The organism is Bradyrhizobium sp. IAR9 (assembly GCF_013408065.1).
Lineage (GTDB): Bacteria > Pseudomonadota > Alphaproteobacteria > Rhizobiales > Xanthobacteraceae > Bradyrhizobium.
The window spans coordinates 812,493-839,133 of sequence record NZ_JACBZW010000001.1 but is presented as its reverse complement, the minus strand read 5'-3'; the positions used below and the strand labels follow the sequence as shown (position 1 = coordinate 839,133).

At 62.7% G+C, this 26,641-nt stretch carries 26 protein-coding genes; 21 read left to right on the top strand and 5 right to left on the bottom strand.

The genetic code is table 11. From position 1 onward, the window contains the following. Nucleotides 1-214: 214 nt before the first annotated feature. From GGD67_RS04085 to dusA, 14 genes are all read left to right on the top strand, one after another. The gene (locus GGD67_RS04085) at nt 215-1,885 is read left to right on the top strand and encodes an aromatic/alkene/methane monooxygenase hydroxylase/oxygenase subunit alpha (RefSeq protein WP_179731019.1); all 1,671 of its coding nucleotides are present in this window, start codon (nt 215-217) and stop codon (nt 1,883-1,885) included. An 84-nt stretch (nt 1,886-1,969) separates the two neighbouring features. Continuing rightward, nucleotides 1,970-3,010: a 2Fe-2S iron-sulfur cluster-binding protein gene (locus GGD67_RS04080; protein ID WP_092252087.1), complete on the top strand. Its 1,041-nt coding sequence runs from the start codon at nt 1,970-1,972 to the stop codon at nt 3,008-3,010. Between the two features lie 61 nt (nt 3,011-3,071). After that, nucleotides 3,072-4,142 (top strand): aromatic/alkene monooxygenase hydroxylase subunit beta, encoded by a 1,071-nt coding sequence (locus GGD67_RS04075; RefSeq protein WP_092252089.1) that lies wholly within the window; start codon nt 3,072-3,074, stop codon nt 4,140-4,142. Between the two features lie 6 nt (nt 4,143-4,148). Then, a complete protein-coding gene (locus GGD67_RS04070; RefSeq protein WP_018319956.1) occupies nt 4,149-4,520 on the top strand; it encodes an MmoB/DmpM family protein in 372 nt (123 codons plus the stop codon). A 122-nt stretch (nt 4,521-4,642) separates the two neighbouring features. Continuing rightward, nucleotides 4,643-5,665, top strand: coding sequence for an amidohydrolase family protein (locus tag GGD67_RS04065; RefSeq protein ID WP_092252091.1), 1,023 nt, complete (start codon nt 4,643-4,645; stop codon nt 5,663-5,665). A 5-nt stretch (nt 5,666-5,670) separates the two neighbouring features. Continuing rightward, on the top strand, nt 5,671-6,507 hold the full coding sequence (locus tag GGD67_RS04060; RefSeq protein ID WP_179731018.1) for a metal-sulfur cluster assembly factor: 837 nt from the start codon (nt 5,671-5,673) through the stop codon (nt 6,505-6,507). Between the two features lie 104 nt (nt 6,508-6,611). Next, entirely contained in the window at nt 6,612-8,243 is a 1,632-nt protein-coding gene (locus GGD67_RS04055; RefSeq protein WP_179731016.1) for a molecular chaperone GroEL, read from the top strand. A 175-nt stretch (nt 8,244-8,418) separates the two neighbouring features. Next, nucleotides 8,419-8,913, top strand: a complete 495-nt coding sequence (locus GGD67_RS04050) for a hypothetical protein (RefSeq protein WP_018319960.1) — start codon at nt 8,419-8,421, stop codon at nt 8,911-8,913. A gap of 121 nt (nt 8,914-9,034) precedes the next feature. Further along, a complete protein-coding gene (locus GGD67_RS04045) occupies nt 9,035-11,083 on the top strand; it encodes a sigma-54-dependent Fis family transcriptional regulator (protein WP_246784222.1) in 2,049 nt (682 codons plus the stop codon). A 17-nt stretch (nt 11,084-11,100) separates the two neighbouring features. Then, nucleotides 11,101-11,550, top strand: a complete 450-nt coding sequence (locus tag GGD67_RS04040) for a hypothetical protein (protein ID WP_179731012.1) — start codon at nt 11,101-11,103, stop codon at nt 11,548-11,550. Next, nucleotides 11,547-11,855 (top strand): hypothetical protein, encoded by a 309-nt coding sequence (locus GGD67_RS04035; protein WP_018319964.1) that lies wholly within the window; start codon nt 11,547-11,549, stop codon nt 11,853-11,855. The genes GGD67_RS04040 and GGD67_RS04035 overlap by 4 nt, the downstream gene beginning before the upstream one ends. An 8-nt stretch (nt 11,856-11,863) precedes the next feature. Next, nucleotides 11,864-12,979: a WD40 repeat domain-containing protein gene (locus GGD67_RS04030; protein WP_246784223.1), complete on the top strand. Its 1,116-nt coding sequence runs from the start codon at nt 11,864-11,866 to the stop codon at nt 12,977-12,979. A gap of 47 nt (nt 12,980-13,026) precedes the next feature. Further along, the gene (locus GGD67_RS04025; protein ID WP_092252105.1) at nt 13,027-13,209 is read left to right on the top strand and encodes a hypothetical protein; all 183 of its coding nucleotides are present in this window, start codon (nt 13,027-13,029) and stop codon (nt 13,207-13,209) included. Nucleotides 13,210-13,548: 339 nt separating this feature from the next. Beyond that, nucleotides 13,549-14,547 (top strand): tRNA dihydrouridine(20/20a) synthase DusA, encoded by a 999-nt coding sequence (dusA, locus tag GGD67_RS04020; RefSeq protein ID WP_179731010.1) that lies wholly within the window; start codon nt 13,549-13,551, stop codon nt 14,545-14,547. 341 nt (nt 14,548-14,888) lie between these two features. Here dusA and GGD67_RS04015 read toward each other — a convergent pair whose 3' ends face one another. The 5 genes from GGD67_RS04015 to GGD67_RS03995 form a co-directional block, all read right to left on the bottom strand. Then, nucleotides 14,889-15,443 (bottom strand): TIGR02281 family clan AA aspartic protease, encoded by a 555-nt coding sequence (locus tag GGD67_RS04015; protein WP_018319969.1) that lies wholly within the window; start codon nt 15,441-15,443, stop codon nt 14,889-14,891. Between the two features lie 28 nt (nt 15,444-15,471). Then, nucleotides 15,472-15,675 (bottom strand): DUF1289 domain-containing protein, encoded by a 204-nt coding sequence (locus GGD67_RS04010; protein ID WP_026202286.1) that lies wholly within the window; start codon nt 15,673-15,675, stop codon nt 15,472-15,474. A 45-nt stretch (nt 15,676-15,720) separates the two neighbouring features. Beyond that, on the bottom strand, nt 15,721-17,316 hold the full coding sequence (locus GGD67_RS04005) for a HAMP domain-containing sensor histidine kinase (protein WP_179731008.1): 1,596 nt from the start codon (nt 17,314-17,316) through the stop codon (nt 15,721-15,723). Nucleotides 17,317-17,454: 138 nt separating this feature from the next. After that, nucleotides 17,455-18,735, bottom strand: coding sequence for a sodium:proton antiporter NhaD (gene nhaD / locus GGD67_RS04000; RefSeq protein ID WP_179731006.1), 1,281 nt, complete (start codon nt 18,733-18,735; stop codon nt 17,455-17,457). 114 nt (nt 18,736-18,849) lie between these two features. Further along, nucleotides 18,850-19,722: an NAD(P)-dependent oxidoreductase gene (locus GGD67_RS03995; RefSeq protein WP_179731004.1), complete on the bottom strand. Its 873-nt coding sequence runs from the start codon at nt 19,720-19,722 to the stop codon at nt 18,850-18,852. A 197-nt stretch (nt 19,723-19,919) separates the two neighbouring features. Between GGD67_RS03995 and GGD67_RS03990 the strand changes: the two genes are divergently transcribed. From GGD67_RS03990 to GGD67_RS03960, 7 genes are all read left to right on the top strand, one after another. Next, complete coding sequence (locus GGD67_RS03990) at nt 19,920-20,357, top strand: VOC family protein (RefSeq protein WP_179731002.1); 438 nt, start codon at nt 19,920-19,922, stop codon at nt 20,355-20,357. Between the two features lie 129 nt (nt 20,358-20,486). After that, nucleotides 20,487-21,629, top strand: a complete 1,143-nt coding sequence (locus tag GGD67_RS03985; protein WP_018319975.1) for an Mrp/NBP35 family ATP-binding protein — start codon at nt 20,487-20,489, stop codon at nt 21,627-21,629. 219 nt (nt 21,630-21,848) lie between these two features. Next, a complete protein-coding gene (locus GGD67_RS03980; protein ID WP_018319976.1) occupies nt 21,849-22,937 on the top strand; it encodes a TRAP transporter substrate-binding protein in 1,089 nt (362 codons plus the stop codon). 168 nt (nt 22,938-23,105) lie between these two features. Beyond that, nucleotides 23,106-24,194, top strand: a complete 1,089-nt coding sequence (locus GGD67_RS03975) for a TRAP transporter substrate-binding protein (RefSeq protein ID WP_018319977.1) — start codon at nt 23,106-23,108, stop codon at nt 24,192-24,194. Nucleotides 24,195-24,379: 185 nt separating this feature from the next. Continuing rightward, nucleotides 24,380-24,730 (top strand): hypothetical protein, encoded by a 351-nt coding sequence (locus GGD67_RS03970; RefSeq protein WP_179731000.1) that lies wholly within the window; start codon nt 24,380-24,382, stop codon nt 24,728-24,730. Between the two features lie 478 nt (nt 24,731-25,208). Next, on the top strand, nt 25,209-25,772 hold the full coding sequence (locus GGD67_RS03965; RefSeq protein ID WP_092252365.1) for a MarR family winged helix-turn-helix transcriptional regulator: 564 nt from the start codon (nt 25,209-25,211) through the stop codon (nt 25,770-25,772). Between the two features lie 194 nt (nt 25,773-25,966). Then, nucleotides 25,967-26,641 carry a response regulator transcription factor gene (locus tag GGD67_RS03960; protein ID WP_018319980.1) on the top strand — a complete coding sequence of 225 codons (675 nt, stop codon included), beginning with the start codon at nt 25,967-25,969 and terminating at the stop codon, nt 26,639-26,641.

The following is a 26,641-nucleotide window of genomic DNA, read 5'->3' as shown; positions in this document are numbered from 1 at the left end:
TTGCGATCGGAAGACGGCTGGGTCCGAAGATCGCTCCTGATCATCCCTGAGGCGTTCCACAGTCATCCTAAGACCCTTGCCGATATCAAACGTCCGGCCGTGCAAACGGTCGCGAGGTGGCCCGTAACGCACGGGTAAGCACTGCTCGGTCCGCGAAGGTCCAGGCAGGCGGAATATCGATGTGGTTTCTGACCCGATCAGGAGGAAAGACGAGATGTCTGGAACGCTAACACTCAACAAGATCACCGCCCAGCGCGGCATTTCTGTCGGTGAGGCTGCAAAGAAGATTGCAGATCTCGGATGGAATCCGTCCTACGTCCAGGAAGCGATGACCTTCCCCACCGACTACAAGATCACGAAGGCGCCGAAGGATCCGATGAAGCAGGTCCTTCGCTCCTATTTCCCGATGCAGGAGGAAAAGGACAACCGCGTCTACGGCGCCCTCGATGCCGCGCTTCGCGGCGACATGTTCCGCAACGTCGAGCCACGTTGGGTCGAGTGGATGAAGCTGTTCCTGGCGATCATCCCGTTCCCGGAAATCTCCGCCGCGCGGTCCATGGCCATGGTCGGGCGCCTTGCACCCGGCGAAGATCTCCGTACTGGCTTCACCATGCAGATGGTCGACGAATTCCGTCACTCGACCATCCAGATGAACCTGAAGAAATGGTACATGGAGAATTACATCGACCCGGCCGGTTTCGATATCACGGAGGAGGCGTTCGGCAAGTGCTACGCCACCACGATCGGTCGCCAGTTCGGTGAAGGCTTCATCACCGGTGACGCCATCACGTCGGCGAACGTCTACCTGACCGTCGTCGCCGAGACGGCGTTCACCAACACGCTGTTCGTCGCCATGCCGTCGGAGGCGGCGCGCAACGGCGACTATGCGCTGCCAACCGTGTTCCTTTCGGTTCAGTCGGACGAGAGCCGCCATATCGGCAACGGCCACTCGATGCTGATGTCCATGCTGAAGGAGCCGGAGAACCACCTGCTGCTCGAACGCGACATGCGGTATGCCTTCTGGCAGAACCATGCCATCGTCGACGCGGCGATCGGGACGTTCATCGAATACGGCACCACGAACCGCGACAAGAACAAGGAGTCGTATGCGGAGATGTGGCACCGCTGGATCTTCGAGGACTATTACCGGACCTATATGCTGCCCCTCGAGAAGTACGGCATCAAGATCCATCATGACGACGTGCAGACCGCCTGGAAGCGGCTGACCGAGAAGCACTACGTCCACAAGGTCGCGCAATTCTTCGCAGTCGGCTGGTCGGCGAACTTCTGGCGCATCGAGGCCCAGACCGACAAGGACTTCGAGTGGTTCGAGCACAAATATCCGGGCTGGTACGCGCAGTTCGGCGAGTTCTGGAAATGGTACGAGAAGCTGTCGCATCGCGGCCAGACCAACATCCTGTTCAACAGCGATGTCGGCTACGTCTATCCGCATCGTTGCTGGTCGTGCCTCGTTCCGTGCCTGATCCGTGAGGACATGGTCACCGACGAGATCGACGGCAAGCTGCACACCTTCGCCCATGAACTTGACCGCTGGACGGCCGTCGAAGCCTTCGCCGGCGAGTACCAGGGTCGTCCGACCCCGGCGATGGGACGGTTCAGCGGCCGTCGCGAGTGGGAGAGCGTCTACCACAACGTGGATATCGCCGACGCCATCAAGGATCTCGGCTTCGTGCGCACGGACGGCAAGACGCTGGTCGCCCAGCCGCATCTGCGGTTCGACCAGAAGGAAATGTGGACGCTCGACGATGTCCGCGGCCACATCCTCAAGAGCCCGCTGCAGACGCTGCGGGAGATGAGCCCGGCCGACCGCGAGAAGCATCTCGCCGACTACCGCAAGGGGTTCACGATCAATCCCTGCAACTAAGTGAGACGGAAGGGGCCGGCTGCGGCCGGCTCCTTCCAGATCGCTCCCCGGAAGAAATGAAAGCGTTCGTTTGAGGAGGCCCCTATGGGCGCGCCCGCTAATGTCGTTCGCCTGCAACCGGTAGGCATAGAGTTCGAGGTCGAGGAGAACGAAACGGTTCTCGACGCTGCGTTTCGTCAAGGGATCGCGCTGCCGCATGGTTGCAAGGAGGGGCAGTGCTCGGCGTGCAAGTGCGTTCTTACTGGGGGGGACGTGGAGCTGAAGAAATACTCGACGTTTGCCCTGAACGAGATGGAGCGTGGCCAGGACTACATTTTGCTCTGTCGGACCTTGGCGTACTCGGATCTGGAGGTGGAGCTCCTCAACTATGACGAGGAAGTGCTGTCGAAATCGATTCCCGTCAAGGATTTCACGGGCACCGTTACGAACGTCTCTGCGCTGACCCATGACATCCGCCGCCTCGAAATCACACTGGAGCAACCTCTGAAGTTCTGGGCGGGTCAATATGTCGACATCACGCTCCCGGGACCAGAGACGATTACGCGCTCGTTTTCCATGGCAAATTCGCCGGGCGAAAGCCAAAAACTCGCGTTCATCATCAAGAAGTATCCCAACGGGCGCTTCTCCTCACGACTTGACGGAGATCTCGCCGTCGGAACCGAAGTCGGAATCAAAGGACCCTACGGGACCTGCTTCCGACGAGAAAACAAAACGGGAGCCATGATCCTGGTCGGTGGCGGATCCGGAATGTCGCCGCTGTGGTCCATCCTGCATGATCACATCAGCTCCGGGGAAGTTCGTCCGGTGCGCTTCTTCTACGGAGCCAGGACGCAGGGCGACCTTTTCTATCTCGATCGCTTCGCCGAGCTCGCAGCCAACCATCCGGAGTTCACCTTCGTCCCCGTTCTTTCCCATGCAGCGGACGATACGGCCTGGAGTGGAGCGAAGGGCTTCGTGCACGAAGCGGTCGGATCGCACCTTCGCAGCGCCGGATATGGCGAAGACGTCGACGTTTACGCTTGCGGACCATCGCCGATGATCGAGGCGTTGACGCCGGTACTGCAGATGAACGACGTCGAGTCAGACCGAACCTTCTTCGACAAGTTTACGCCAGCCAACAACTAGGGCGGCTTTGACCGCCGAGCGACCCATCTTAAGGCCCGACAACAGGAGGAGGAAGACGACCATGACTGCCGTTCAAACTGAATCAGCCAAATCCGGTGCAGCAGGTTCTGCGGTGTTCCCGGACTCGGATAGCCGAAAATATCGGTATTTCGAGCCGCGCAGCAAGCGAGCCACGCACTACGAGGACGTGACGGTCGACGTCCAACCCGACCCGGAACGCTACCTGTTGCAGGACTGGATCATCGCCTTTCCGAACGGCAAGGGTGCCTACACCAAGGACAACACGGCGGCGCTCAGCTCGAACTGGCACGCCTTCCGCGCCCCCGACCAGGAGTGGGAGCGCACTCACTACCAGCGGCAGTCCAGGATCGAGGCGATGGTCCAGGCGGTGATCGCCAACGGCCGCAAGTCCGGCGCACCGAAGAGCTTCGACAAGGCCTGGATCAAGATCCTGCAAAACCATCTGGGCGCCTGGAAGCATGCCGAGTTCGGTCTCGGCACGTCGCTGATGCAGGCTCAGCGCTACGGCTACACCCAGATGATCAACAACGCGACGCTGACCAACTCGTCGTACAAGCTCCGCCTTTCCCAGGACATCACGCTCTATCTGGCCGAAATCGGAATGGACATTCCGGGCTTCGACGACGCGGCAGGCAAGCGCGCCTGGCTCGAAGACAAGGGCTGGCAAGGTACCCGGGAAGCGATCGAATCGATCATGGGCTCGCCTGACTATCTCGAGCAGTACTTCGCCACGAACATCGTGTTCGAGCCACTCGTCGGCGAATTGTTCCGCAGCGGTTTCCTGATGCAGGTGGCCTCGTCGAACGGCGATTTCATCACGCCGCCGGTGATTTCGTCTGCGGAGGCGGATTACGAGCGAAATCTCGCCAACACGATCGATCTGATGCACCTCCTGGTGACCGACAATCAGCATGCCGCCCACAACAAGAAGCTGTTCCAGGGGTGGGTGAACAAGCATGTGGCGCTGGCGAACAAGGCGGCGGCCGGCCTTCAGCCGATCTGGTCGCAACCGCACTCGAAGCCGGTGCAATACGCCGATGCCCGTGCGCAGTCGGTCGAACGCATCAAGAAGATTCTCGGCGAGCTCGGCCTCACCCTTCCCAAGGAGTAAATTGCAATGTCCGTCGTCTCCAGATCTGCGACCAACCAGAACATCTTCCAGAAGATGGGAGATCTTCGTTTCGAGCAAACGATTTCCCATCAGTGCGGCGTCACCATGAACGACAGCGTCGAGGCGCGAGCCATTGCCGAGTTCATGGGAAAGAAGCCGAACGTCACCGTGACCTACCAGCCCGCGCTGATCCGCATCGACGGCGAGGGCAAGCTGATCTTCAAGATGGACGAGATCAGCGAAATCCTAGGGAAGGAAATGACGGCCGAGATCTTCGAGGTGAATACCTCGACCCACTACGGCCGGATGGTGCGCATCGACGACAATACGGTGACGCTGTTCGGCAACATGGACGAGGTCTTCGAATACATCGAGTGAGCTCCATTCTCCCTGACTGGGTGGGGCCGCTTCGTGGCCCCACCTCTTCTCGAACCGTTCCAGCGCGACGACTGCGCATCGATTGATCGAATAGAGCTAACCAAGGATTCCTGGAGATCACCATGTTTATCACTCCCAGCGGCGAGGAAGTTTTCGTTATCGACGGCCACACCCATTTCTGGGACGGTAGTCCGGCAAACCAGCTCAACATCCACGGCAAGCAGTTCATCGACTGCTTCTACGCTTATCACACCTCGCTCAGTCCGAAGGACAAGCTCTGGCCGAAGGAGCAGTTCGAGAAATACAGTGCCGATCAGATGTACCACGATCTGTTCGTCGATGGTCCGGACGACATGGCCGTCGTTCAGTCGACCTACCTGACCGAGTTCTACAAGAACGGGTTCAACACCATCGATCGCAATGCCGAGATGGCGAAGAGGTACAAGGACCGCTTCATCGTCAACGGCGCCTTCGACCCGCGGGATGGCGAGAAGGCTCTCGAGTACATCCACTACATGAAGGAGACGTTCGGCATCAAGGGCGTCAAGCTCTATACGGCCGAGTGGAAGGGCGACTCGCGCGGGTGGAAGCTTACGGATCCCAACGCCTATCGCTGCTTCGAGCTTTGCCAGAAGCTGGGGATCACCAACATCCACGTCCACAAGGGGCCGACGATCATTCCGTTGGACAAGGATGCCTTCGATGTTCACGACGTCGACCATGCCGCGACCGATTTCCAGGGGCTGAATTTCATCATCGAGCATTGCGGCCTGCCGCGACTCGACGATTTCTGCTGGATCGCCGTGCAGGAGACCAACGTCTATGGCGGCCTGGCGGTGGCGCTGCCGTTCATCCACGGCCGTCCGCGCTACTTTGCCGAGGTGATCAGCGAATTGCTGTTCTGGGTCGGTGAGGACAAGATTCTCTTCGGCAGCGACTACGCGATCTGGACGCCTCGCTGGCTGGTCGAGAAGTTCTGGAACTTCGAGCTGCCGGAAGACCTGAAGCAGGAGCACGGCGTCGACCTCACTCCCCAGGCGAAGCGGAAGATTCTGGGCCTCAATGCGGCGCGCCTCTATGGCGTCGACGTCGAGGCACAGAAGGCGAAGCTTGCGCAGCAGGTTCATGCGACTGCGGCGGAGTAGACATCATGAGCGCGCTCCAACATCAGCATGATCGTAAGACCGGCGAGGTGTGGGAGCGCCTTGCGATGGTGACGGATCCCGAGCTGGACGAGTCGGTTACCGAGCTCGGATTTGTCGAGCAAGTCTCCGTCGATCATGACGACGGCGTCGAGATCGTCTTTCGTCTGCCGACCTATTGGTGTTCGGCGAACTTCGCCTTCCTGATGGCCGATGACATGCGCCGGGCGGTATCCTCGCTGCCGTGGGTTCGCGAGGCCCGTCCGCAGCTTCGGGATCACATGGTCGCCGAGGAGATCAACAAGGGTGTCCGCGAGGGCATGTCGTTTGGTGATGCACTCAAGGACTTCGCGGCCGGCGGGTCGCTTGACGAGCTGCGGGAGAAATTTCGCCGCAAGGCATTCGAACGGCGCCAGGAGACCATGATACTGGCATTGCGAGGGCTGGGTTATGAGGATCCGGCGATCTGCCGGATGGATCTGAGCACCTTTGACGCGATCAACTTCGACTCGGAGGAGATTGCCCGCCAGAAGCCGCGTTATCGAGAGCTTCTGGTCGAGCGGAACCTCGCCAATCTCGCCGGCGATCGCGCCTTTGTCACCTACGATGGATGCACCATCAAGCGACACGAAATGGTCCCGTATCTGCAGCGGTTGCGAGGCGTGCGTATCAACATGGAGTTCAACAGCTCCTTGTGCAGAGGGCTTCTTGCGGTCCGCTATCGCGACGTCGATGGGGATCGGCCGAGCCAGACGCCCGGGCCATGCGGCGGCTGCCGCAGTGGTTGTGCCGCACAGTCAGTCGGGCCGGCGGTCACAAAGACAAATTCTGCCGCGCTTGTGTGAGGCTGGGCCGCTACACGAAGCGCCTGCGAGCGCCAATAGACGGAGCGGACAGCAAGCCCGCCCGAGCTGATAACCAAGAGACGACCACGTGGGAGTGAAGCGCAATGCCAAAAGTTCTGCTGCATGACATCGAAGCTCGCCGTGCTCTCGCGCGCGGGGTCCAGAAGCTCGCCGCCGCGGTCGAATCGACGCTCGGTCCGAAGGGCATGAACGCGATGGTGGATAGGCCGATCGGCACGCCCATCGTATCGCGAGACGGCGTGACCATCGCCTCCGAGATCGAACTGCCGGACCGGTTCGAGAACATGGGCGCACAGGTGGTGCGCGAGGTCTCGATGCAGACCAACGAAGTCGCCGGCGACGGTACGACGACGGCGATGGTGCTCGCGAACGGCCTCATTCAAGGCGGCGTTGTGGCCCTGGAGCGAGGCGCCAAGGCCGTCGATCTCTGCAAGGGGATCGACCGGGCCGTCGATGTCGTGGTCGAGACCCTGAAGGGTGCGGCGGTCGCCGTAACGGATCGCAAGACCCTGCAGGCGGTGGCGACGATCGCATCGACCGACGCTCACCTGGGCGGTCTGATCGCCGAGGCGGTCGAGCGCGTTGGCAAGGACGGCATCATCAGTTCCGAATACGGGCTGACGACGAGCACGACGCTCGAGGTCGTCGAAGGCATGTCGTTCGACCGCGGTTACATTTCCCACCATATGGTGACGGACGTCGAGAAGATGGAAGTGGTGCTGGATCAGCCCTACATTCTCCTGACCGATCTGAAGATCAGGACGCCGAGCGAACTGTCACCGGTCCGCGCGATGGTGGCCGCGGCCGGACGGCCGCTCGTCATCGTCGCTGAGGAGATCGCGCCGGAGGTCGTCGTTACGCTGCTGGGTGATGGCAACCGCGGCAAGGTGCTCGTGGTCAATCCACCAGACTACGGCCACTGGCGCAAGGCGATGATGGACGACCTCGCCATCATCACCGGCGGGCAGGTCATTGCCCGCGAGCTCGGCGGCAGGCTGGAGGAGATCGGCATCGGCGATCTCGGCACCGCGCGGCAGGTGCGGGCAAGTGCGCGTGAAACGGTCATCATCAGGGGCGGTGGCGACGATGCGGCGATTGCGGCGCGGCGCCAGCAGGTGGCCAAGCAGCACGATCTGGCACCGCCCAACATCGAGCAGGACAAGCTCAAGGAGCGCCTCGCCAAATTGTCGGGCGGAACCGCGGTTATCTTTGCGGGGGGCGTCACGCCGGTCGAGCAGAAGCGCACGATCCAGCTGATCGACGATGCGCTGAGCGCAGCGCGGGCCGCGGCCGAGGAGGGCATCGTGCCCGGTGGTGGCACGGCATTGGCGCAGTGCGCGCCGGTGGTGGCGCGCACGCTCGGCAACATCAATGGCGATCTGGGTGAAGGCATCAGGCTGGTACGTGAGACCTTGTCGCGTCCTGCCGCCTTCATCGCGCGAAATGCGGGGCATGATGCGCAGAAGGTCGTGGCCGAGCTGCAAAGCTCGCGTACGGGTGTCGGATTCGACGCCGCAAACGGCGTTTTCATCGACATGGTTTCGGCCGGCATCGTCGACCCCGTCAGGGTGACGTATACCGCGCTTCGAAACGCAGCCTCCGTCGCCACGCTGGTCCTGACCACCAACACGCTGGTTGCGGACGTGCCGCAATACACCGATCCGACGCAGGGACCGGCGCTCGGCGGCGGAGCAGAGAAGCTTGGCCGCGCATGAGGCGTGTGCACGCACCTTGTGTTCCGCCGCACCGCTTCAGGCTCGAGCGGTCGGGATATCTTAGGTGACAACGATCCGGAACGCGGTACAATCTTGGAAGCTCCGGCATGAGCCGAAGGAGGCGTGTAACAAGCCTCCACGGACATCCGACTAGCCGGGCAGGAGGAAGCGGGACATGGCCTACATCATCTCCAAACGCGACGGTCCGCACCGCGAAGAGGTGGCGGCGAAGGACTTCCTTCAGAAGAACCGCACCACCATCAACTCGCTCGCCAATCATCTGACGCTCGGGCGTTGGCAGGAGTTGCGCAATCCGAAGCCTCCTTCACAGCCTGAGCCATCCGGCAAGCTCTGGTCCACGTCTCCGGCGCGGCCAAAGGAGCTCGAGCCCTATGTGCGGATCAGCTTTAATGGCCGCGTCGTGATCGCCGATCTCGCTTCGGGCCGGCAACTCCATTTTGTCGGCGAGCTGCGCGGCAGCGGCCGATCGCGCCGCTTCGCGCTGGCGACGCGCGAGAACGGGATCTTCGATCCGCTGGACGACGAGTTGTACAAGGTCCTGGTCGACCTGGAAGGCGTGAGCGTCCCCGATGAGACGTCGGAGGCGCAGCTGGAGCAGGTCATCTCAAATCGTCTCGGCTTGGACGCGATCGCCAGAAGCATCGAATAGTCTTCACGACCTGGACCTTGCGGGATATCGATCTCGATCGGGTCCGGCTCATGTCGTTTCTGCCGATCAAGCTGCTGTTTGCCCATTCAGATTTGGTGCCCCAATGCTGACGGAAACGTTCATGGCTAAGCCGCCGTTTTCCCTGGAAGGCTACAAAGTTCCGGACGCGACTGATGCGGAGCAGGGGCGGCCCTACGATGAACGAGAGACCAACAGGGCGTGGGAAAACTTCCTGACGTTCGGGGACGCGAAGCGCGAGAACGCGCTGGTGCGAGGCGTCATCGAGGAGTCGTGGCAGCGCAGCATCCAATCGGGCGTCGATGCCCGTTGCAAGGGTAGCGGTCTCATCGCCTCGCCGGACGATCTCTATGAGCTGCGTCTGAAGAACGACGACCTGCTCGGCTCCAGCGCTCAGACCTTTCGCCGGGTGGCGGATGTCCTCGGCGATGCGGCCACGATGTTGGTCATCACCGACAGGAACGGCGTCGTGCTCGATGTCGGGGGCGACCAGCGGACGATCGATGCGGGACACGATATTCGCCTCGAAGTCGGCGCCGACTGGGGAGAGACGGTGACCGGCACCAACGGCATTGGCACGGCGCTCGTCACGGGCAAGCCGGTCCATGTCCACGCGGCGGAGCACTTCTCCGAAGGCATCAAGGCCTGGACCTGCGTCGGCAGTCCCATTCGCAGCCCGATCGACGGCAGCATCATCGGCATCATCGATTTTTCCGGACCCCAGGCGATCTTTCACCGACACAACGTCGCATTGGCGGTGATCGCGGCCAACCATATCGAGCTTGCCCTTTCGGAAAAGATCCGGCTCGAGAGAATAATGCTCCTCGAGGCGAGCATCTCTCGAATGCCGGGGATGGGCAGTGCCGACGGCGTGGTGATCCTGGATCGCTTTGGTCGGGTCGTCCATCACAACGACATGGCGTCGGCTCGCTGGCGTCGGCTCGCGCAGTCTCGTGAGTTGAGCATTGGGTCACAGATTCTTCCAAGTCGCGAAGGCCTGTTGGGAAAAGACCTGGCCGAGGGGTTGCCCGAGGAGCTGCGTGAGCAGCGGATCGAGCCACTAATCGTCGACGGGGTCGTGAAGGGCGCAATGCTCGTGCTTGCTTCGAAGCCGCGGACAAATCCTGCTGCATCCGAGATGTCGCCGACAACCCGCGCCGCCCTGATGTCGGCAAAGGAAGCAATCGTCGGATGTAGCGAGGCATTGCTTGAGGTGGTGCAGAAAATCGAGCGGGCGGCGCTTGGCCGGACAGCAATCCTGCTCGAGGGCGAGACGGGCGTCGGCAAGGAACTCTTCGCCCGCTTGGTTCATGCCGCCAGTCAGAAGACCGGCAAGGAGCCTTTCGTTGCCTTCAATTGCGGTGCGGTTTCGAAAGAGTTGCTCGGCGGCGAATTGTTCGGGCATGCGCCGGGCGCCTATACCGGCGCTACGCGCGAGGGAAGGCCCGGGCGGTTCGAATTTGCCAATGGCGGCGTGCTCAGCTTGGACGAGATCGGCGAGATGCCGATGGACCTGCAACCTTACCTGCTCCGTGTGCTGGAAGAGCGCGCGGTGTACAGACTGGGTGACAGCAAGGCGCGCCCGGTGGACGTCAGGCTGGTGGCGTCGACCAATCGGAACCTGAAGCAGGAAGTGGCCGAGGGACGTTTCCGGAAAGATCTGTACTTCCGGATTGGCGTCGTCAAGTTCACCATTCCGCCGCTCCGCGACCGGCTGGGCGATGTCGAGATCCTGATCGATCACTTCAACAGGCAATTCGCTACGATCTACAGCACCCAGCCGCTGCGCTTCGAGGCGGCCACGATGGAGCTGCTGCGCCGCTATTCCTGGCCGGGAAACGTTCGCGAGCTGCGCAATCTGATTGAGAACCTGGTGCTGATGACGATAACCGGCATCGTCACGCCCAGGGACCTGCCAGAGGATTTCGTGGAGGTCACGCCGGCTCAACCTCCCTCGATGTCGGTGCAGTCGGAGAACGGCGCGACGGGATCGGAGGGCGACGAGATCGCGCGCTTTGACGAGATGGAGCGGCGTGCCATCGAGAGGGCCGTCGCAAACGCCGGCGGCAATATTGCGGCTGCCGCGGAAAAGCTCGGGCTCTCGCGCGCTACGCTGTACCGCAAATTGCACCAATACCGGTCCCGGACCTAGCGATCGGAGAGCCTTTCATGGCGGCTGTCTGGGATGAGCAAAAGGGCGGGAAAGGTCCGGCCCCCGCGGCGACGCTGGCCTCGCAGATCCTTGCGCGCGCTGACCGCGACGTCACTTTCGTGGTGCACCTGGTTGGCGAAAGCCAGAGTTTGCTGGTGCGGCATTTCATCTTGTTCATCGAGACCGAGCTCGCAAAGCGCGGCATGAGCTACGGCGTACATCCGCTGCTGCGGCCGTTCGTCGAAACGCATGCACGCGAGCTGTCGGATTTCGTATTGCAGGGGATCGGCTTGCGGCATCAGTTCGGTCTTCAGGCCATCGAGACGATGAGGGGCGATCCGGCGCGGTTGCTGAGGGTCGATCTGTGGGACTCGCTCCAATCTTACGTCAACGACGCGCAGCAACACTTCGTATCCGATGCCCGGGGTCTCCAGCGGATCCTTGATCAAATCGAGCCGAGCGCATGAGTGTCGATCCGGAGGTTCTTGTCGAGATGCTGAAGGAGCGGTTGCTCGTCGTTCAGCAGATGTCGGCCGCTCAATCGTGGAACCTTCTGAACCGTCAGCTTGCCGGTGGAGCAGAATTCGAGATTCAGAGGATTGAGCAGGAGATCGCGGCGACGGGCGATTCGCATGCATTCGGCCACGTTATCGAGGAAGCGCACGAGCGCTTGAAGGAAGCAAGGGCCGGAATGGCAACATGCGACGCCCAATGCGCCGCGCTGGAACGACGCCTTGAAGAACTCGACAGGTGTATTGCGACCGGCAGGTGAGACGACCGATGGACACGATGGAAGCTGAGACGGCTACGCTCTATGACTTGCTTGGTCGGCATTGGACCATGGGGGCGCCGGTTACGAACGCGGCGTTCGACGCTGCGGGACAGGCAGTGGCGTTCGGGCTTGCCGATGGCTCTCTGGCCATCGCTCCGCTGGCCGACAGCGAACCGCCGAAAGACCGTTATCGTATGGCCTTGGACGGCGGCCGATCGACGATCTCACCGCGGCGGAATCCGGTCCCGCCATTGACGAAAGTCGTCATCAGCGATGCTTCACTTCATCTCGCCTCGATCGAGCCGGAGGGCTTCATCGCAAGCGATGGCAGTCAGTTGCTGCACGTGTCGGCATCCGGCGTCACGCGACAGGCCGCAAAATTAGCGGCCCCGATTGATCTCGTTGCCCCGGTGCATGCCGGCGGTATTCTGGCGGCTTCCGACGGGTCGGTCATATACTGCGATTCCAACGGCGACGTCGGATGGCTTCAGGAGCGTGCGGGAGGGCGTTCATCCGCGATCGCCGTCTCGCCAGACGGTCGGAGCTTCGCGATAGGAGCTGACGGTTGTCTGCTTGTGCGTGCCTTCGGACCCCGACCTGAGCCCACCGCTACAATGGCTTTCGGCTTCATCTCCAGCTTGGCATGGAGTCCCGATGGAAGCTGGCTGGCAATGTCCGTCGCAGAAGGAGGTATCGTATTGCTGCGCCTTTCCGATGCGCGCGCCGTTCGGATTCCGAGCTATCCTGCAAGCGTCCGGTCTCTTTCGTGGAGTGCAGACTCCCGCGTTCTTGTGACGAGCGGAGCCTACCGCATGATCGCATGGGACGTTTCCAGTCTCGACGACGGTGGCGAACAGCCGAAGAGCGTTGGCACCGGCCGCGGTGGCTTCGTCCTTGTCGAGGCAGTGGACATGCATCCGGGACGTCCGTTGGCTGCGGCAGGATACAGCGACGGCAGGGTCGTCGTTGCCAGGATCGGCGAACCCGACGAACTGGTCGTCAAACCGCCGGGCCGGAGCCCGGTCCAAACCGTCTGCTGGTCCGACGACGGCCAGCATCTTGCCATCGGGACATATGGCGGCGAGGCGGCGATCGTGACGTTTCCGCCGCAAATCTTCAAGTAACGGCGAGCTGGGCGACGAGCCTTGCCGCGAGCTCCAGGAGCAAGTTCATGACAGCCACCGAAGCGCGAAGCGAAGCCACAAGCAAGGATCACTTCTTCAAGGAACTGGCGGAGCTCTCCGAGCGCATGATTGCCGCGCACGGAAAGGAGTTTTCGATGGGGGCCTTGGTGTTGGCGGCGAGGTTCATCGCCGAAAACAAGCCTTTCGAGAGTAGCGCAACAACGCAGTGACAGGTCATCTAACTGCACGCGAAATCTAATCGAAGGGTCAAGGGGGCAGCATGTTGAAGGGGCTTATTCGGGACAACGAACTCGTCCACAAGGCCGAGTGGCTCGAGACGCTGTCGCTGCATTGTGGCATCGGATTGTGGGATGCGATCCTATATGAGGGGGATGCGATGCACGCCAAGGCGCGGTGGACCTGGTCGAGCGAATTCCGGCGCTTGTGCGGGTACAAGACGGAAGCCGAATTTCCCAACGTCGCGGACAGCTTCGCACGCGCCTCGCGGCTATACTATTCTCACGGAAATAGTATAACGGGAATGGACCGCAAGAGGACCAGGTAACAGATTGAAATCGCAAGACTATCGCTTTTCCGTCGCCCCCATGATGGATTGGAGCGACCGGCACTGCCGGGTGTTCCACCGCCACCTGACGCGGCGGGCGCTGCTCTATACGGAAATGGTGACGACCGGCGCTGTGATTCATGGCGACCGTGAGCGGCTGCTTGGGTTCGATGCGAGCGAGCATCCGGTGGCGCTTCAGCTTGGCGGCTCGGATCCGCGCGAACTGGCGCAAGCTGCGCGGATCGGCGAGACGTTCGGCTATGACGAGATCAACCTCAATGTCGGCTGCCCGTCGGACCGCGTGAAGGATGGCCGCTTCGGCGCCTGCCTGATGGCGGAACCAGAGCTGGTAGCGAGGTGCGTCGAGGCGATGAAACGCGCTGTCGCGGTTCCCGTCACGGTGAAGTGCCGCATCGGCATCGACGACCAGGATCCGGAAGTCGCCCTTGATGCGCTTGCGCGCGCGGTGGTCGCCTCCGGCTGCGACGCACTGATCGTGCATGCCCGCAAGGCCTGGCTCAACGGGTTGTCTCCGAAGGAGAACCGCGACATCCCGCCGCTCGACTATGAGCGCGTCTATCGGCTCAAGCGCGCAATGCCTGACGTGCCTGTCATCATCAACGGCGGCATTCGAGGCCTCGACGAAGCGAGAGCGCATCTCGAACATGTCGATGGCGTGATGCTCGGCCGCGCCGCCTATCAGGACCCGTGGCGGCTGCTCGGCGTCGATCACGAAATCTTCGGCGAGGCGACGTCGCACGCGACCATGCAGGACGCGCTCGAGGCGATGATGCCCTATATCGAGCAGCAGCTCGCGCGCGGCTCGCGGCTGCATGCGATCACACGGCATTTCGTCGGCGCATTCCATGCCGTGCCCGGCGCGCGGGCCTTCCGCCGCCATCTGGCCGAGCAGGGGGTGAAAGCAGGCGCCGGTCCCGAGGTGCTGCGCGATGCGATCGCGCGCGTCGGTGCGCGCGCTCCTGCGGAGGAAGCCGCGGCCTAGTCGCATTCCTGCGGGCCGATGTAATGTTTCAGAGGCCGATGAGTTGACGCGACGGACGGCCGGACCGACTCTGGCGGATTGCGCGATGTTGCCCTTCTGCCGGTGTTTTGCCCGACGTGTCACCAATATCCTTGCCCCGACGCATCCAATAACTCCGGGGAGGCGCCCATCGTTGTCCCGCGTAAGTCCTTGATCGCACAAGCATCGGCTACTGTGCATGGGGTTGTTTTCGCGTTTTCTGTTCGCCGCACCAACCGGCATGCACGCATCGCGCAGGGATTAAGTCGCGGCCCGTGTGAAGCGAGGTCGTTGGCGCCTGCGCGACGGTTCTTGCGGATGGTCTAGTCGAGCGCCGTACGCGAGCGGCGATGGCTGCTCTGAAGCTCGGGATAGCCGGTCAGCATCAGCTTGTCGGCGCGAACCCCCCAGCTCTCCAGGCGGTCGAGGAAGCTCATGCCAAGCAGATTGGTCTTCATCTGCCCGCGCTGGACGACGAGGGCCGGCACCGATTTTTCGACGAGATGGCCGACGGAGAGACGGTCGAGCGTGAGGCGGGCTGCCTTGGTATGGCCGCCCGCGGTTTCGAGGTCGACATCGTATTCGAGCATCTCGAGCGGCAGCCCGATGGCTTTCGCGGTCTCCCAGGTCAGCACCACCGACGTCGCGCCGGTATCGATCACCATTGGCGCCGCGACACCGTTGATCTTCGCACGCAGCGCGAATTCGCCGCCCTGGCCGCGCGGGATCTGCACGGCAGGAGCGGGCGTTGCCGTCTGCGCGCGAAAGATGTGCGAGACCTTGTGGCTGGCGCGCGCGATCTGATCGGGATCGCCATAGGCGACGACCGCGCCCGCCGTGCCGGCAAGCATGACGAGAACAAGCAGGAAGCGGATCATCGCGCGCCTCCGCAGGCGGGCAGGCCGGTCAGGTGCGTTTCGGCGATGCCGCGATCGGCGCCAGTCCGGCTTCCGTCATGCGTGCCGGCAACAGCGCCATGACCGCGAGCCGGTCTGCGCTTTCCATGGCGTGCCAGCGCGCGATCTCGGGCAAGGTCCGGCCGCAGCCGAAGCACAGCTTGGTCCTGGGATCGATCATGCAGACGGCGACGCACGGCGTTTCTTTGCTCATTCGGACATAGTGGGGGATTGTCGGGCATGTCTGCAAGCATCTGGTTTAAGAGCCTGTGCCTGCGCTCATGATCGGCTTGTGGCGCGGCCGGCGCTTCTCCTCGGGCAGTACGGAACTATCGGGCTGGAGCGGCGGGGAATCATCCGACAGCGGCGCCAGCGCGCTCATCACGCGCTCCGGCGGGAAGGTGACGATCACCTCGGTGCCGATGCGCAACTTCGATTTCAGCGTGAACGTGCCGCCATGGAGGTCGATTAGATTCTTGGCGATCGGCAGGCCGAGACCGGCGCCCTGTTCGGCGGACTTGATCGAGTTGGAGCCCTGGCCGAACGAGGCGAGCACGACCGGGATCTCGTCCTCAGGGATTCCGGAGCCGGAATCCCGCACCGAGAGATATTGTCCGCCCGAGGCGGTCCATCCCGCCTTGAGCCAGATCTCGCCGCCTTGCGGGGTGAACTTGATCGAGTTGGAGAGCAGGTTGAGCACGACCTGGCGGATCGCGCGCTCGTCGGCCCACAGCCGCGGCATGGCCTGCTCGAACACCTCGTGGATGGTGATGCCACGGCTGGAGGCGCGCAGCTTCATCAGGTGATGGCAGTCGGCGACGATGCCGACCAGCGACACCGCTTCCTCGTTGAGCTCGTAGCGGCCGGCCTCGATCCGCGACAAGTCGAGGATCTCGTTGATGAGGTTGAGCAGGTGCACGCCGGAATTATGGATGTCGGCGGAATATTCCTTGTAGACCGGCACGGCATGCGCGCCAAAAATCTCGCTCTTCATCACCTCGGAGAAGCCGAGGATGGCGTTCAGCGGCGTGCGCAGCTCGTGGCTCATCTGCGCAAGGAAGCGCGACTTGGCGACGTTGGCGGATTCGGCGCGGTGGCGCGCCTCGTCCGAGATCGCCTTGGCCTGTTCGAGCTCGCCGATCAGCGCGTCCTTCTCCGCGCGCGCTTCCAGCGTGGCGAAGGTGGAGGAGTGCAGGCGGTGCGCCAGCAGCACAAAATAGCCTTCGGCGGCGAGCGCAAGCGCGGCCAGAATGTAATTGTCCAGCGAGCCGGTCATCACGAAGCTCAGCGCCATGGCGACCGCGACCGGCGCGGTGGCGGCGAGGGCTGCGATCGGCAGATTGGCGGCGAGCATGCTCGACACTGCGATCACCAGCAGCATCAGGAACATCATCAGCGTTTCCGTGACCATGTCGAGCACGGGATGGATCAGGATCGCCATCCAGCACAGGCCATAGAGCAGGTCGAGCACGACGAAGCGCGTCCGCCAGGCGCGCGTGGCCGCGGGCGAGGCGGGCTCGGTCAGGAAGCGCCGGCAACTGCGGGTCATGGCGCTGTGGATGCAGAGCATGCCGGCGGTCCAGGCCGCGGCCGGGATCGGCTGCATCCACAGGCCGAACAGCACGCCGGTCGCGACCACCAGCAGCATCACGACATAGGAAGCCGACAGCCGCGTCTGAGCGTATTGACGCAGCATCTCGGCGTCGAAGGCCGGCCGGGTTCCGCTGGTCGACGTTAACTTGTCCCGCGCCTCGCGCACCCGCTGCGCCGCAGCCCTTCGGCTGCTCGCCGATGGAGCGCTCACCGGCTCGGCCGGAAGCTGCACAACCTCAGGCTTTTCAGCGGGGTTACTCATCAAGCAACAACGATTCCTGCCCACGCCGGACGCGGGCCTTCTGCATTGTCTATCTCTGGCAAGAAATCCTTAAGAGGTGCCTTAAGGAGCTAAAGAATTACGTTAACCCGGCGTTAATTTTGGAGATCGCCTGCGCCGTCAATGCAGCGCCGCGTACTGCGCGATGTAGACCATCGCACCCGCCAGATACCCCACCAGCGCGGGGCCTGCGATGCGGCGGGCGTACCAGAAGAATTCGATCTTCTCGAGTCCCATGGCGGCAACGCCCGCGGCCGAACCGATGATCAGGATCGAGCCGCCGGTGCCGGCGCAATAGGCGATGAACTCCCAGATGAAGCTATCGGGCGGATGTTGCACTAGACTGTACATGCCCATCGTGGCCGCGACGAGCGGCACGTTGTCGATGATGGCGCTCAAGAGGCCGAGCAGGATGACGATGACGTCGAGACGCCCGACCGTGGCGTCGAGCCATTTCGCCAACAGTTCCAGCACGCGAGCATGCTCCAGGCACGCGACGGCCATGAGGATGCCGACGAAGAACACGATCGAGCTCATGTCGATGCGCGTCAGCGCATGGACGAGGGTGAGGGGACGGCGCGCGTCCTCGTCCTTGTGGCGGTGAACGATCTCGCCGACCAGCCAGAGGATGCCCAGCCCGAAAAGAATACCCATGAAAGGCGCAAGGTGCGTCACGGCCTTGAAAACCGGAACGGCAACCAGGGTGCCGAGGCCGAGGTAGAACATCAAGTTGCGCTCGAACACCTCGACCCTGAGGGCCTGTGCTTGGCCTTGCAGCGGAGGGACGATCTCCTTTCCCTTGAGCGAATAGCCGATGATGAGCAGCGGTATCAGCAAGTTGAGCAGTGAGGGCAAGAACACCGACTTCATGATGCTGAGGGGAGTGATCTGCCCTCCGATCCAGAGCATCGTCGTGGTGACGTCGCCGATCACGGTCCAGGCGCCGCCGGCATTGGCCGCGATGACGATGATGGAGGCGAACAGCAGGCGATCGCTCTTGTTGCCGATCAGCTTCTGGATCAGCGAGATCATCACGATGGTGGTGGTGAGATTGTCGAGGATCGCGCTCAGGAAGAACGTCACGAAGCCGATGATCCACATCAGCGTGGTCTGCTTCGTGGTGCGGATGACCGAGGTGATGACTTCGAAGCCGTTATGGGCGTCGATCACCTCGACGATCGTCATGGCACCGATCAGGAAGAAGACGATCTGCGCGGTCGAGGCGACGGATTCGTCGAGCTGGTGGTTGACGAGCGAGGGGTCGCCGACGGACAGCGCGTAGATGGTCCAGAGCAGGCCGGCTCCCAGGAGAGCCGAAGCGCTTTTGTTGACGCCGAGCGGATGTTCGAGCGCGATGGCAGCATACGCAACGATGAAAACGGCGGCTATCACGCTCAGCAAGTCAATTCCCCCCGGAATCCGTTCTTCGGCTCAATGCGAGCCTCGTCGCGACGGGCGCCGCGTCGAGACCCGCGAGGGCCGCAGCTGCCCCGGCTGCGGCCGTCAATGCGTTCCTCAGCGTTGCAGGCGCGCGAGCAGGCTCGACGTATCCCAGCGCTTGCCGCCCATCTTCTCGACCTCGGAATAGAACTGATCGACCAGCGCGGTGACCGGCAGGTTGGCGCCGTTGCGGCGGGCTTCAGCCAGCGAGATCGAGAGGTCCTTACGCATCCATTCGACCGCGAAGCCGAAATCGTACTTGTCCTCGTTCATGGTCTTGTAGCGATTTTCCATCTGCCAGGACTGCGCCGCGCCCTTGGAGATGGTCTCGATCACTGCGGCGACGTCGAGGCCGCTCTTCTTGGCGAAGTGGACCCCCTCGGAGAGACCCTGCACCAGACCGGCGATGCAGATCTGGTTGACCATCTTCGTCAGCTGGCCGCTGCCGGCGGGCCCGAGCAGTTTGCACATCCGCGCATAGGCGCCTGTGATGATCGGCTCGGCGCCGGAATAGGCGTCCTGCGCGCCGCCGCACATCACCGTCAGAACGCCGTTCTCGGCGCCGGCCTGGCCGCCGGAGACAGGGGCGTCGATGAACTTGAAGCTGGCCTTGGTCGCGGCCGCATCCAGCTCACGTGCGACTTCGGCGGAGGCGGTGGTGTGGTCGACGAAGGTCGCACCCTTCTTCATGCCGGCGAAGGCGCCATCGGGGCCGATCGTGACCGCGCGCAGATCATTGTCGTTGCCGACGCAGCACATCACGAAATCCTGACCTTCGGCGGCCGCCTTCGGGGTCGGTGCGGTCTTGCCGCCGAACTTGTCCGCCCATTCCTTCGCCTTGGCCGCGGTGCGGTTGTAGACGGTGACCTCATGGCCCCCTTTTTTCACGAGGTGGCCGGCCATGGGGTAGCCCATGACGCCGAGACCGAGGAAAGCGACTTTAGCCATGTGTGGTACCTTGTCCGTAGCTTGAGTTTTACGGTTGCAGCCGGGCGAGGGCGCCAGGGCGGCGTCCTCGAAGTTCCGCCGCGAGGGCGGATCGGAGGCGCACCATAAACCGTTAAGGGCGGAGGGCAACGGCTTCGTTTGGCGGTCCCCTGTGCTAAGATGGCGGACCTAAGGACTTCAAAAAAGGGAGCGAAAGCATGGGCGGCGTGAGCGTTGGCGTCCTCGATCATTTCAACATCCGGACCCGGAATCTGGCCGAGACCGTCCGCTTCTACGAGGATGTGCTGGGCCTGGAAAAAGGTGCCCGGCCGAATTTCGCCTTCCCTGGCGCCTGGATGTACAGCGAGGGCAAGGCGGTGGTGCACCTCGTCGATATTTCTGCGACGGCCGAGCCACAAAAGCCGGATTCCGGCGTTGTCCATCATGTCGCCTTCGCCAGTCGCGGCTTCGCCGGCATGAAGCAGCGGCTGGCATTCAAGGACATGAAGTTCGAGTCCCGCCAGGTGCCCGGCGGCGACCTCTGGCAGATCTTCGTCAACGACCCCAACGGGGTCATGATCGAGCTGAATTACGAGGCGGCCAGGGAGCAGGGGGCAGCGCCCGCCGAAAAGGCTGACGATATCGGCAGGCAGTAGCCTTTTGGGCGTTTCCGCTCTAATGGGGCATCCTAAAGTCTCGAGCATGACCTTGCCGGAAAGCCGTGCCACGCTTGGCGCTGGTGCCGTCCTCCCGGTCCGGATCATGCTCCGTTCAGGAGATGCGCTTTGAGCGTGACGCAGCAACAGGTTCTCGACAGCCTCGCCCGGATCAAATCCCCCCGCGGGGTCGCGCTCACCAATGCCAATGTGCTGAGCGCGATCAGCGCGTCCGACGGCAAGGTGTTCTTCTCAATCAATGTCGATGCCGCCGAGGCGAGGGCCTGGGAGTCCATCCGGGCCGAAGCCGAGGCCGCTGTGCGCACCATTCCCGGCGTCACCACCGTCATGGTGGCGCTGACCGCCGAGCGCAAGCCGGGCTCCGCGCCGCCGCCACCCCCGCAGCCCAGCCGCGGCGCGCCGGGCGTGCAGCCCGTCCATGCCCACAAGCCGCCGCCGCAGGGTGGCGCCCAATCGCCCATGGCGCGGCAGTCGGAAATCCCCGGCGTTGCCGCCGTGATCGCGGTCGCCTCCGGCAAGGGCGGCGTCGGCAAGTCGACCACCGCGCTGAACTTGGCGCTGGGCCTGCGCGACCTCGGCCTCAGGGTCGGGCTGCTCGATGCCGACATCTACGGCCCCTCGGTGCCGCGGCTGACCGGCCTGCACGACAAGCCGGAGCTGAACGACGAGCGAAAAATGATTCCGCTTCGGCGCTTCGGTCTCGCCATCATGTCGATCGGCTTCCTGGTCGAGGAAGAGACCGCGATGATCTGGCGCGGTCCCATGGTGATGTCGGCGGTGACGCAGATGCTGCGTGACGTCGAATGGGGCAAGCTCGACGTGCTGGTCGTCGACATGCCGCCGGGCACCGGCGATGCCCAGCTCACGCTGGCGCAGAACGTGCCGCTGAAGGGCGCCGTGATCGTCTCGACCCCGCAGGATCTGTCCCTGATCGACGCGCGGCGGGGGCTTGCCATGTTCAAGAAGGTCAACGTGCCCGTGCTCGGCATCGTCGAGAACATGAGCTACTTCCAGTGCCCGCATTGCGGCACGCGGTCGGACATTTTCGGCCATGGCGGGGCGCGGCACGAGGCCGAGAAGCTCAAGGTACCCTTCCTCGGCGAGATCCCGCTGCACATGGCGATTCGGGCCAGCTCGGATGCCGGCAATCCCGTCGTCGACAGCGAGCCGGACGGTCCTCATGCGGCGATCTACCGCGCCATTGCAGGGCAGGTGCGCGACCAGCTCAAGGGCGTCATCGCGGCCGCCTGAGCCGGCCGCCCGCGGCCCGCCTTCTCGTCCTTTTGGGGGACATGCGACTTTCGTAGAGCCCCGTCATGCCATTGTCGCGTTCCGCAAGCGGGGCTTCCGTGGTAAAGGCCCACGGCAGTCAAGCCCCTTCGGTTCGACGCGGCCCTAACGCGTCGCCGGAATGAGCGGCGGCAAGAAGAGAAGTTAAGGGGAAACGCCCCAGCAAGGAGAGACCTGAAGATGAAGCGTCGTGATTTTCTGAAAGTGTCGGCAGCAGGCGCGGCGGCAACCGCTGTGGCCTCGCCGGCGATCGCACAGTCCTCGCCCGAGGTGAAGTGGCGCTTGACTTCGAGCTTCCCGAAGTCGCTCGATACCATTTATGGCGGTGCCGAGCAGTTGGCGAAGTACGTCGCCGAGATGACCGACAACAAATTCCAGATCCAGGTGTTCGCCGCCGGTGAACTCGTTCCCGGCCTGCAGGCGCTCGATGCGACCTCCAGCGGCACCGTCGAGATGTGCCACACGGTGTCCTATTACTACGTCGGCAAGGATCCGACCTTCGCGATCTTCGCCTCGGTGCCGTTCGGCCTCAACGCGCGCCAGCAGAATTCGTGGCTCTATCAGGGCGGCGGCAACGAGCTCGCCAACGAGTTCTTCAAGAAGTCGAACGTCGTCGGCTTCCCGTGCGGCAATACCGGCACCCAGATGGGCGGCTGGTTCCGCAAGGAGATCAAGACCGTTGCCGACCTCTCGGGCCTCAAGATGCGCATCGGCGGCATTGCCGGCCAGGTGCTCCAGAAGGTCGGCGTGGTGCCGCAGCAGCTCGCCGGCGGCGACATCTATCCGGCGCTGGAGAAGGGCACCATCGACGCCGCCGAGTGGGTCGGGCCTTACGATGACGAGAAGCTCGGCTTCGCCAAGGTCGCCAAGTACTATTATTACCCCGGCTTCTGGGAAGGTGGTCCGACCGTCCACGCCTTCACCAACCTGGATAAGTGGAATTCGCTGCCGAAAAACTATCAGGCGATCCTCACCAACGCGACGGCCAACGCCAACGCCTGGATGGCCGCACGCTACGACATGCAGAACCCGGCGGCGCTGAAGCGCCTGGTTGCCGGCGGCACCCAGCTTCGTCCCTTCACCAACGAGGTGCTGGAAGCCTGCCTCAAGGCGACCAACGAGCTCTGGGCGGAGATCTCGGCCAAGAACCCCGACTTCAAGAAGTCGATCGACGCCATGCAGGCCTACCGCTCCGACGAATACCTGTGGTGGCAGGTTGCCGAATATACCTACGACAGCTTCATGATCCGCTCGCGCACGCGCGGCTGATCGCCTAGGCCTAAAGTCGCAAGACCGGAAAGCCCGGCCTCCAGTGGAGGCCGGGCTTTTTCTTTGCCGCAGTGCGATCGGGATGGAATTAGGCGGCGGCTTGCGTCATGGTGGTGCCAAGCCTCGGCAAGAAGGCCCACAATCACTGGTACATCAGGGCAGGAAATCATGAAGAGAAGAGACTTCATCAAGGTCACAGGACTTGGCGCGGCCGGCGCCGCCACGCTCGCGGCTCCCGCGATCGCGCAGTCGATGCCGGAAATCAAATGGCGCATGCCGACGAGCTGGCCGAAGTCGCTCGACACGCTGTTTGGCGGCGCCGAGATGATGTGCAAGATGGTCGCCGAGGCGACCGACAACAAATTCCAGATCCAGATCTTCGCGGCCGGCGAGATCGTGCCGGGCCTCCAGGTGCTCGACGCCGTTCAGAACGGCACCTGCGAAATCGGTCATACCGCGTCCTACTATTATTTCGGCAAGGATCCGACCTTCACCTTCGGTTCGGCCGTGCCGTTCGGCCCCAACATGCGCATCAACCAGGCCTGGTACATGCAGGGCGGCGGGCGCGATGTCCTCAACGAGTTCTACAAGAGCTACAACGTCACCTCGCTGCTCGCGGGCAACACCGGCTGCCAGATGGGCGGCTGGTTCAGGAAGGAGGTCAACACGCCCGACGATCTCAAGGGCATGAAATTCCGCATCGGCGGCTTCACCGGCCGCGTGCTCCAGAAGCTCGGCGTGGTGCCGCAGCAGCTCGCCGGCGGCGACATCTATCCCGCGCTGGAGAAGGGCACCATCGATGCGGCCGAATGGGTCGGCCCCTATGACGACGAGAAGCTCGGCTTCTACAAGATCGCGCCGCACTACTACTATCCCGGCTGGTGGGAAGGCGGGCCGATGCTGCTGGCCTTCGTCAACCTCGACAAGTGGAACGCGCTGCCGAAATATTACCAGAGCGTGCTGGAGCAGGCCGGCCACTACGCCAACAACTACATGATGGCGCGCTACGACACCGCCAATCCGCTGGCGCTGAAGAAGCTGCTCGCGGGTGGCACCAAGCTGCACGCCTTCTCGCCGTCGATCATGGATGCCTGCTACAAGGCCGCCAAGGAGCTGCATGCCGAAGTCGGCGCGACCAACGCCAATTTCAAGAAGGTGCACGACTCCCTCGCCAAGTTCACGAGCGACGGCTACGCCTGGTTCCAGGTCGCAGAGGTCGGCTACGACATCTTCATGGCGCGGCGCTCGCAGAGCTGAGCTCAACACCGTTGGATGCAGCGCCCCGGAGCGAAAGCTCCGGGGCGTTTTCTTGTGCGTCCTGGCCGGCGCCGGACGCAAAATTTGAAAAACAACCCCATGCACAGTAGCCAGCGGCTCGAAGCAGTGGCAAAATGTAAAAATCGAATAAACCGAAATATAGTCGGCAGCCGTTGGACGTGACGATGAGTTTCGATCCCGAGCCCGTTCAAAGCGCGCTGCTCAAGGCGTGGTCGCGGTCGACCGCGAGCCAATGGACGGCTGACAATCCGGCCGCAGGACAATGCAACGTCACGTCGCTGCTCGTTCATGAACTCTTCGGCGGCGACCTGCTGAAGACGCCACTGCCGGCCGGCGACCATTTTTACAATCGGATCGAAGGCAAGAGGTACGACTTCACGGCGAGCCAGTTCGACCGGCCGATCGCTTATGCGGACTTGCCTGCAGATGGGGCCGACGCGTTGCTGGGAGCAACGAGCGATCAATTAGCCGAACTCAGGGCAGCATTTCAGCAGAGCCATACCAAGTCAGGCTAGCGCCACCAGGTGGAAGACGAATGCGAGTCTGACAACATTGCATGCGTTGCCTTCCGTTGAGATTTGCCGGAGGTGTCTGTTCGGAGCGTTCAATCCATAAGGCGGTTCTTCGCTGCGCTCTCTCCATCCTTCACGCTGAAGCGCCATTGCTTACACGAACCTGACAAGCGCGCCCTTCTCTGATGCCTGCTCACCAGCGGTGCGCCGGGAGCGACCATCGCGTTCGGACGCGAGAGATTTCGTGTCATTCAACGCCCACGCGCTGCGTAATTTTTCGGTGTTCCTTTTACGGAACGGTCGAGTTATCGGAATCCGGCAATCGGGCTGAAGTCGCGGCGTGTCATCACGCCGGTCGCGCTTCACGGTACGGTATACCGGACTCAACCAGTCCCGACGGGAATGCAGCATTCACCGAATACGGCGGTTCTCGATCGTTGATCGAGATGCAAGGGCGGCCGTTTCCCGCGGGACTTCTCAAATGAAACTGGCAATTGAAATTCTACAACTCCTGGTCCAGTCGGCCGACAGCTGGCTTTTTGAAGGGAGCCTTGCGGGGCTGAGCGATCGGGAATGGATGGCCTTGCGCTTCCTCGCCCGCGCTAACAGGTTCTCGCGGACGCCCACGGCTCTTGCCAGCTTTCTGGGCACGACCCGCAGCGTCGCATCGCAGATCGCCGCCGTGCTCGAGAGCAAGGGGTTGATGGTTCGCAAGCCATCTGCAGAAGACAAGCGCTCGATTGCACTCTGCATCACGGGCGAAGGCGAAAAGTTCCTCGAGCGCGATCCAATTAACGTCCTTCGAGATCAGCTCGTGACACTTGAACTCCCCGATCGATCTCAGCTGCGCGATACGCTTCGCCGCGTCCTCGATGGGCTCGATGTTGCCAAGCGCCGTCACAACGCCGACGTCTGCGGCAGGTGCATGTTCCTGATCGAGAGCGGAGAGGGGAGGGATCGTCACTTCAAGTGCCGGCTGTTCCGGAAATCCTTAGCTCCAAAGGATACGACCCTGCTTTGCGCCTATTTCGAGGGACGAGGCTAGGATAGCTGCTACGAACGTCCGCAGGCCCCTGCCTTTGGGTCACCTTTTGGGGCACACCTGGTCGGCTTACACAAACCTGACAGACGACTGGTTCGGCCGGACGCTTTTTCGCTGGCCGAGGCGTCCGGAATGATGGAAGACAGCGAAGATGCCGCGCGAGGCGTGCGGTGACCTGAGTATCCGGCGGATATGCGATGCGTCTTCTGATCGTCGAGGACAATGCCGAGCTGTCGCGCCTCGTCGCTGGCGGGCTGGCGGCGGCCGGCTACCAGAGCGACATCGTGGGCAGCGCGGCCGAGGCGCGCGAGGCGGTGAGCAGCGTCAGCTATGCCGCGATGATCCTCGATCTCGGGCTGCCCGACGGCGACGGCCTGTCGGTGCTGCGCGAGTTGCGCATCAAGATGGAACCGCTCCCCGTGCTGGTGCTGACCGCCCGCGGCGGCCTGCAGGACCGCGTCAGCGGCCTGCGCAGCGGCGCCGACGACTATCTCGCCAAGCCGTTCGCGATGGAGGAACTGGTGGCACGGCTGGAGGCGATCCTGCGCCGGCCGGGCCAGCTGCTCGGCCGCTCGCTCAGTCTCGCCAACCTCGTCTACGACACCGAGAGCCGCCAGATCTTCGTCGACGACCAGCCGCGGATCATCTCGGCGCGCGAGACCTCGGTGCTGGAGATTTTGCTGCGCCGGCAGGGGCGGGTGGTGCCGAAGAAGAACGTCGAGGACCACATCTTCGGGCTGGACGGCGAGGTCGCCTCCAACGCGGTCGAGGTCTATGTCTCGCGGCTGCGCAAGCAGCTCGCCGAACACGGCGCCAAGGTCGTGATCCATACCATCCGCGGCGTCGGCTATCTCATGGATGTGGAGAAATAG

Coding starts and splice junctions, on each gene's coding strand:
- GGD67_RS04005 (WP_179731008.1), bottom strand. CDS start 17,316: ATGAGTAACCCCGCTGAAAAGCCTGAGGTTGTGCAGCTTCCGGCCGAG.
- GGD67_RS04045 (WP_246784222.1), top strand. CDS start 9,035: ATGGCTAAGCCGCCGTTTTCCCTGGAAGGCTACAAAGTTCCGGACGCG.
- GGD67_RS04075 (WP_092252089.1), top strand. CDS start 3,072: ATGACTGCCGTTCAAACTGAATCAGCCAAATCCGGTGCAGCAGGTTCT.
- GGD67_RS03995 (WP_179731004.1), bottom strand. CDS start 19,722: ATGGCTAAAGTCGCTTTCCTCGGTCTCGGCGTCATGGGCTACCCCATG.
- GGD67_RS04065 (WP_092252091.1), top strand. CDS start 4,643: ATGTTTATCACTCCCAGCGGCGAGGAAGTTTTCGTTATCGACGGCCAC.
- GGD67_RS04030 (WP_246784223.1), top strand. CDS start 11,864: ATGGACACGATGGAAGCTGAGACGGCTACGCTCTATGACTTGCTTGGT.
- GGD67_RS04035 (WP_018319964.1), top strand. CDS start 11,547: ATGAGTGTCGATCCGGAGGTTCTTGTCGAGATGCTGAAGGAGCGGTTG.
- GGD67_RS04050 (WP_018319960.1), top strand. CDS start 8,419: ATGGCCTACATCATCTCCAAACGCGACGGTCCGCACCGCGAAGAGGTG.
- GGD67_RS03975 (WP_018319977.1), top strand. CDS start 23,106: ATGAAGAGAAGAGACTTCATCAAGGTCACAGGACTTGGCGCGGCCGGC.
- GGD67_RS04010 (WP_026202286.1), bottom strand. CDS start 15,675: ATGAGCAAAGAAACGCCGTGCGTCGCCGTCTGCATGATCGATCCCAGG.
- GGD67_RS03990 (WP_179731002.1), top strand. CDS start 19,920: ATGGGCGGCGTGAGCGTTGGCGTCCTCGATCATTTCAACATCCGGACC.
- GGD67_RS04060 (WP_179731018.1), top strand. CDS start 5,671: ATGAGCGCGCTCCAACATCAGCATGATCGTAAGACCGGCGAGGTGTGG.
- GGD67_RS03960 (WP_018319980.1), top strand. CDS start 25,967: ATGCGTCTTCTGATCGTCGAGGACAATGCCGAGCTGTCGCGCCTCGTC.
- GGD67_RS04040 (WP_179731012.1), top strand. CDS start 11,101: ATGGCGGCTGTCTGGGATGAGCAAAAGGGCGGGAAAGGTCCGGCCCCC.
- GGD67_RS03980 (WP_018319976.1), top strand. CDS start 21,849: ATGAAGCGTCGTGATTTTCTGAAAGTGTCGGCAGCAGGCGCGGCGGCA.
- GGD67_RS03965 (WP_092252365.1), top strand. CDS start 25,209: ATGAAACTGGCAATTGAAATTCTACAACTCCTGGTCCAGTCGGCCGAC.
- GGD67_RS04055 (WP_179731016.1), top strand. CDS start 6,612: ATGCCAAAAGTTCTGCTGCATGACATCGAAGCTCGCCGTGCTCTCGCG.
- GGD67_RS04025 (WP_092252105.1), top strand. CDS start 13,027: ATGACAGCCACCGAAGCGCGAAGCGAAGCCACAAGCAAGGATCACTTC.
- GGD67_RS04080 (WP_092252087.1), top strand. CDS start 1,970: ATGGGCGCGCCCGCTAATGTCGTTCGCCTGCAACCGGTAGGCATAGAG.
- GGD67_RS03970 (WP_179731000.1), top strand. CDS start 24,380: ATGAGTTTCGATCCCGAGCCCGTTCAAAGCGCGCTGCTCAAGGCGTGG.
- GGD67_RS04070 (WP_018319956.1), top strand. CDS start 4,149: ATGTCCGTCGTCTCCAGATCTGCGACCAACCAGAACATCTTCCAGAAG.
- GGD67_RS04085 (WP_179731019.1), top strand. CDS start 215: ATGTCTGGAACGCTAACACTCAACAAGATCACCGCCCAGCGCGGCATT.
- GGD67_RS04015 (WP_018319969.1), bottom strand. CDS start 15,443: ATGATCCGCTTCCTGCTTGTTCTCGTCATGCTTGCCGGCACGGCGGGC.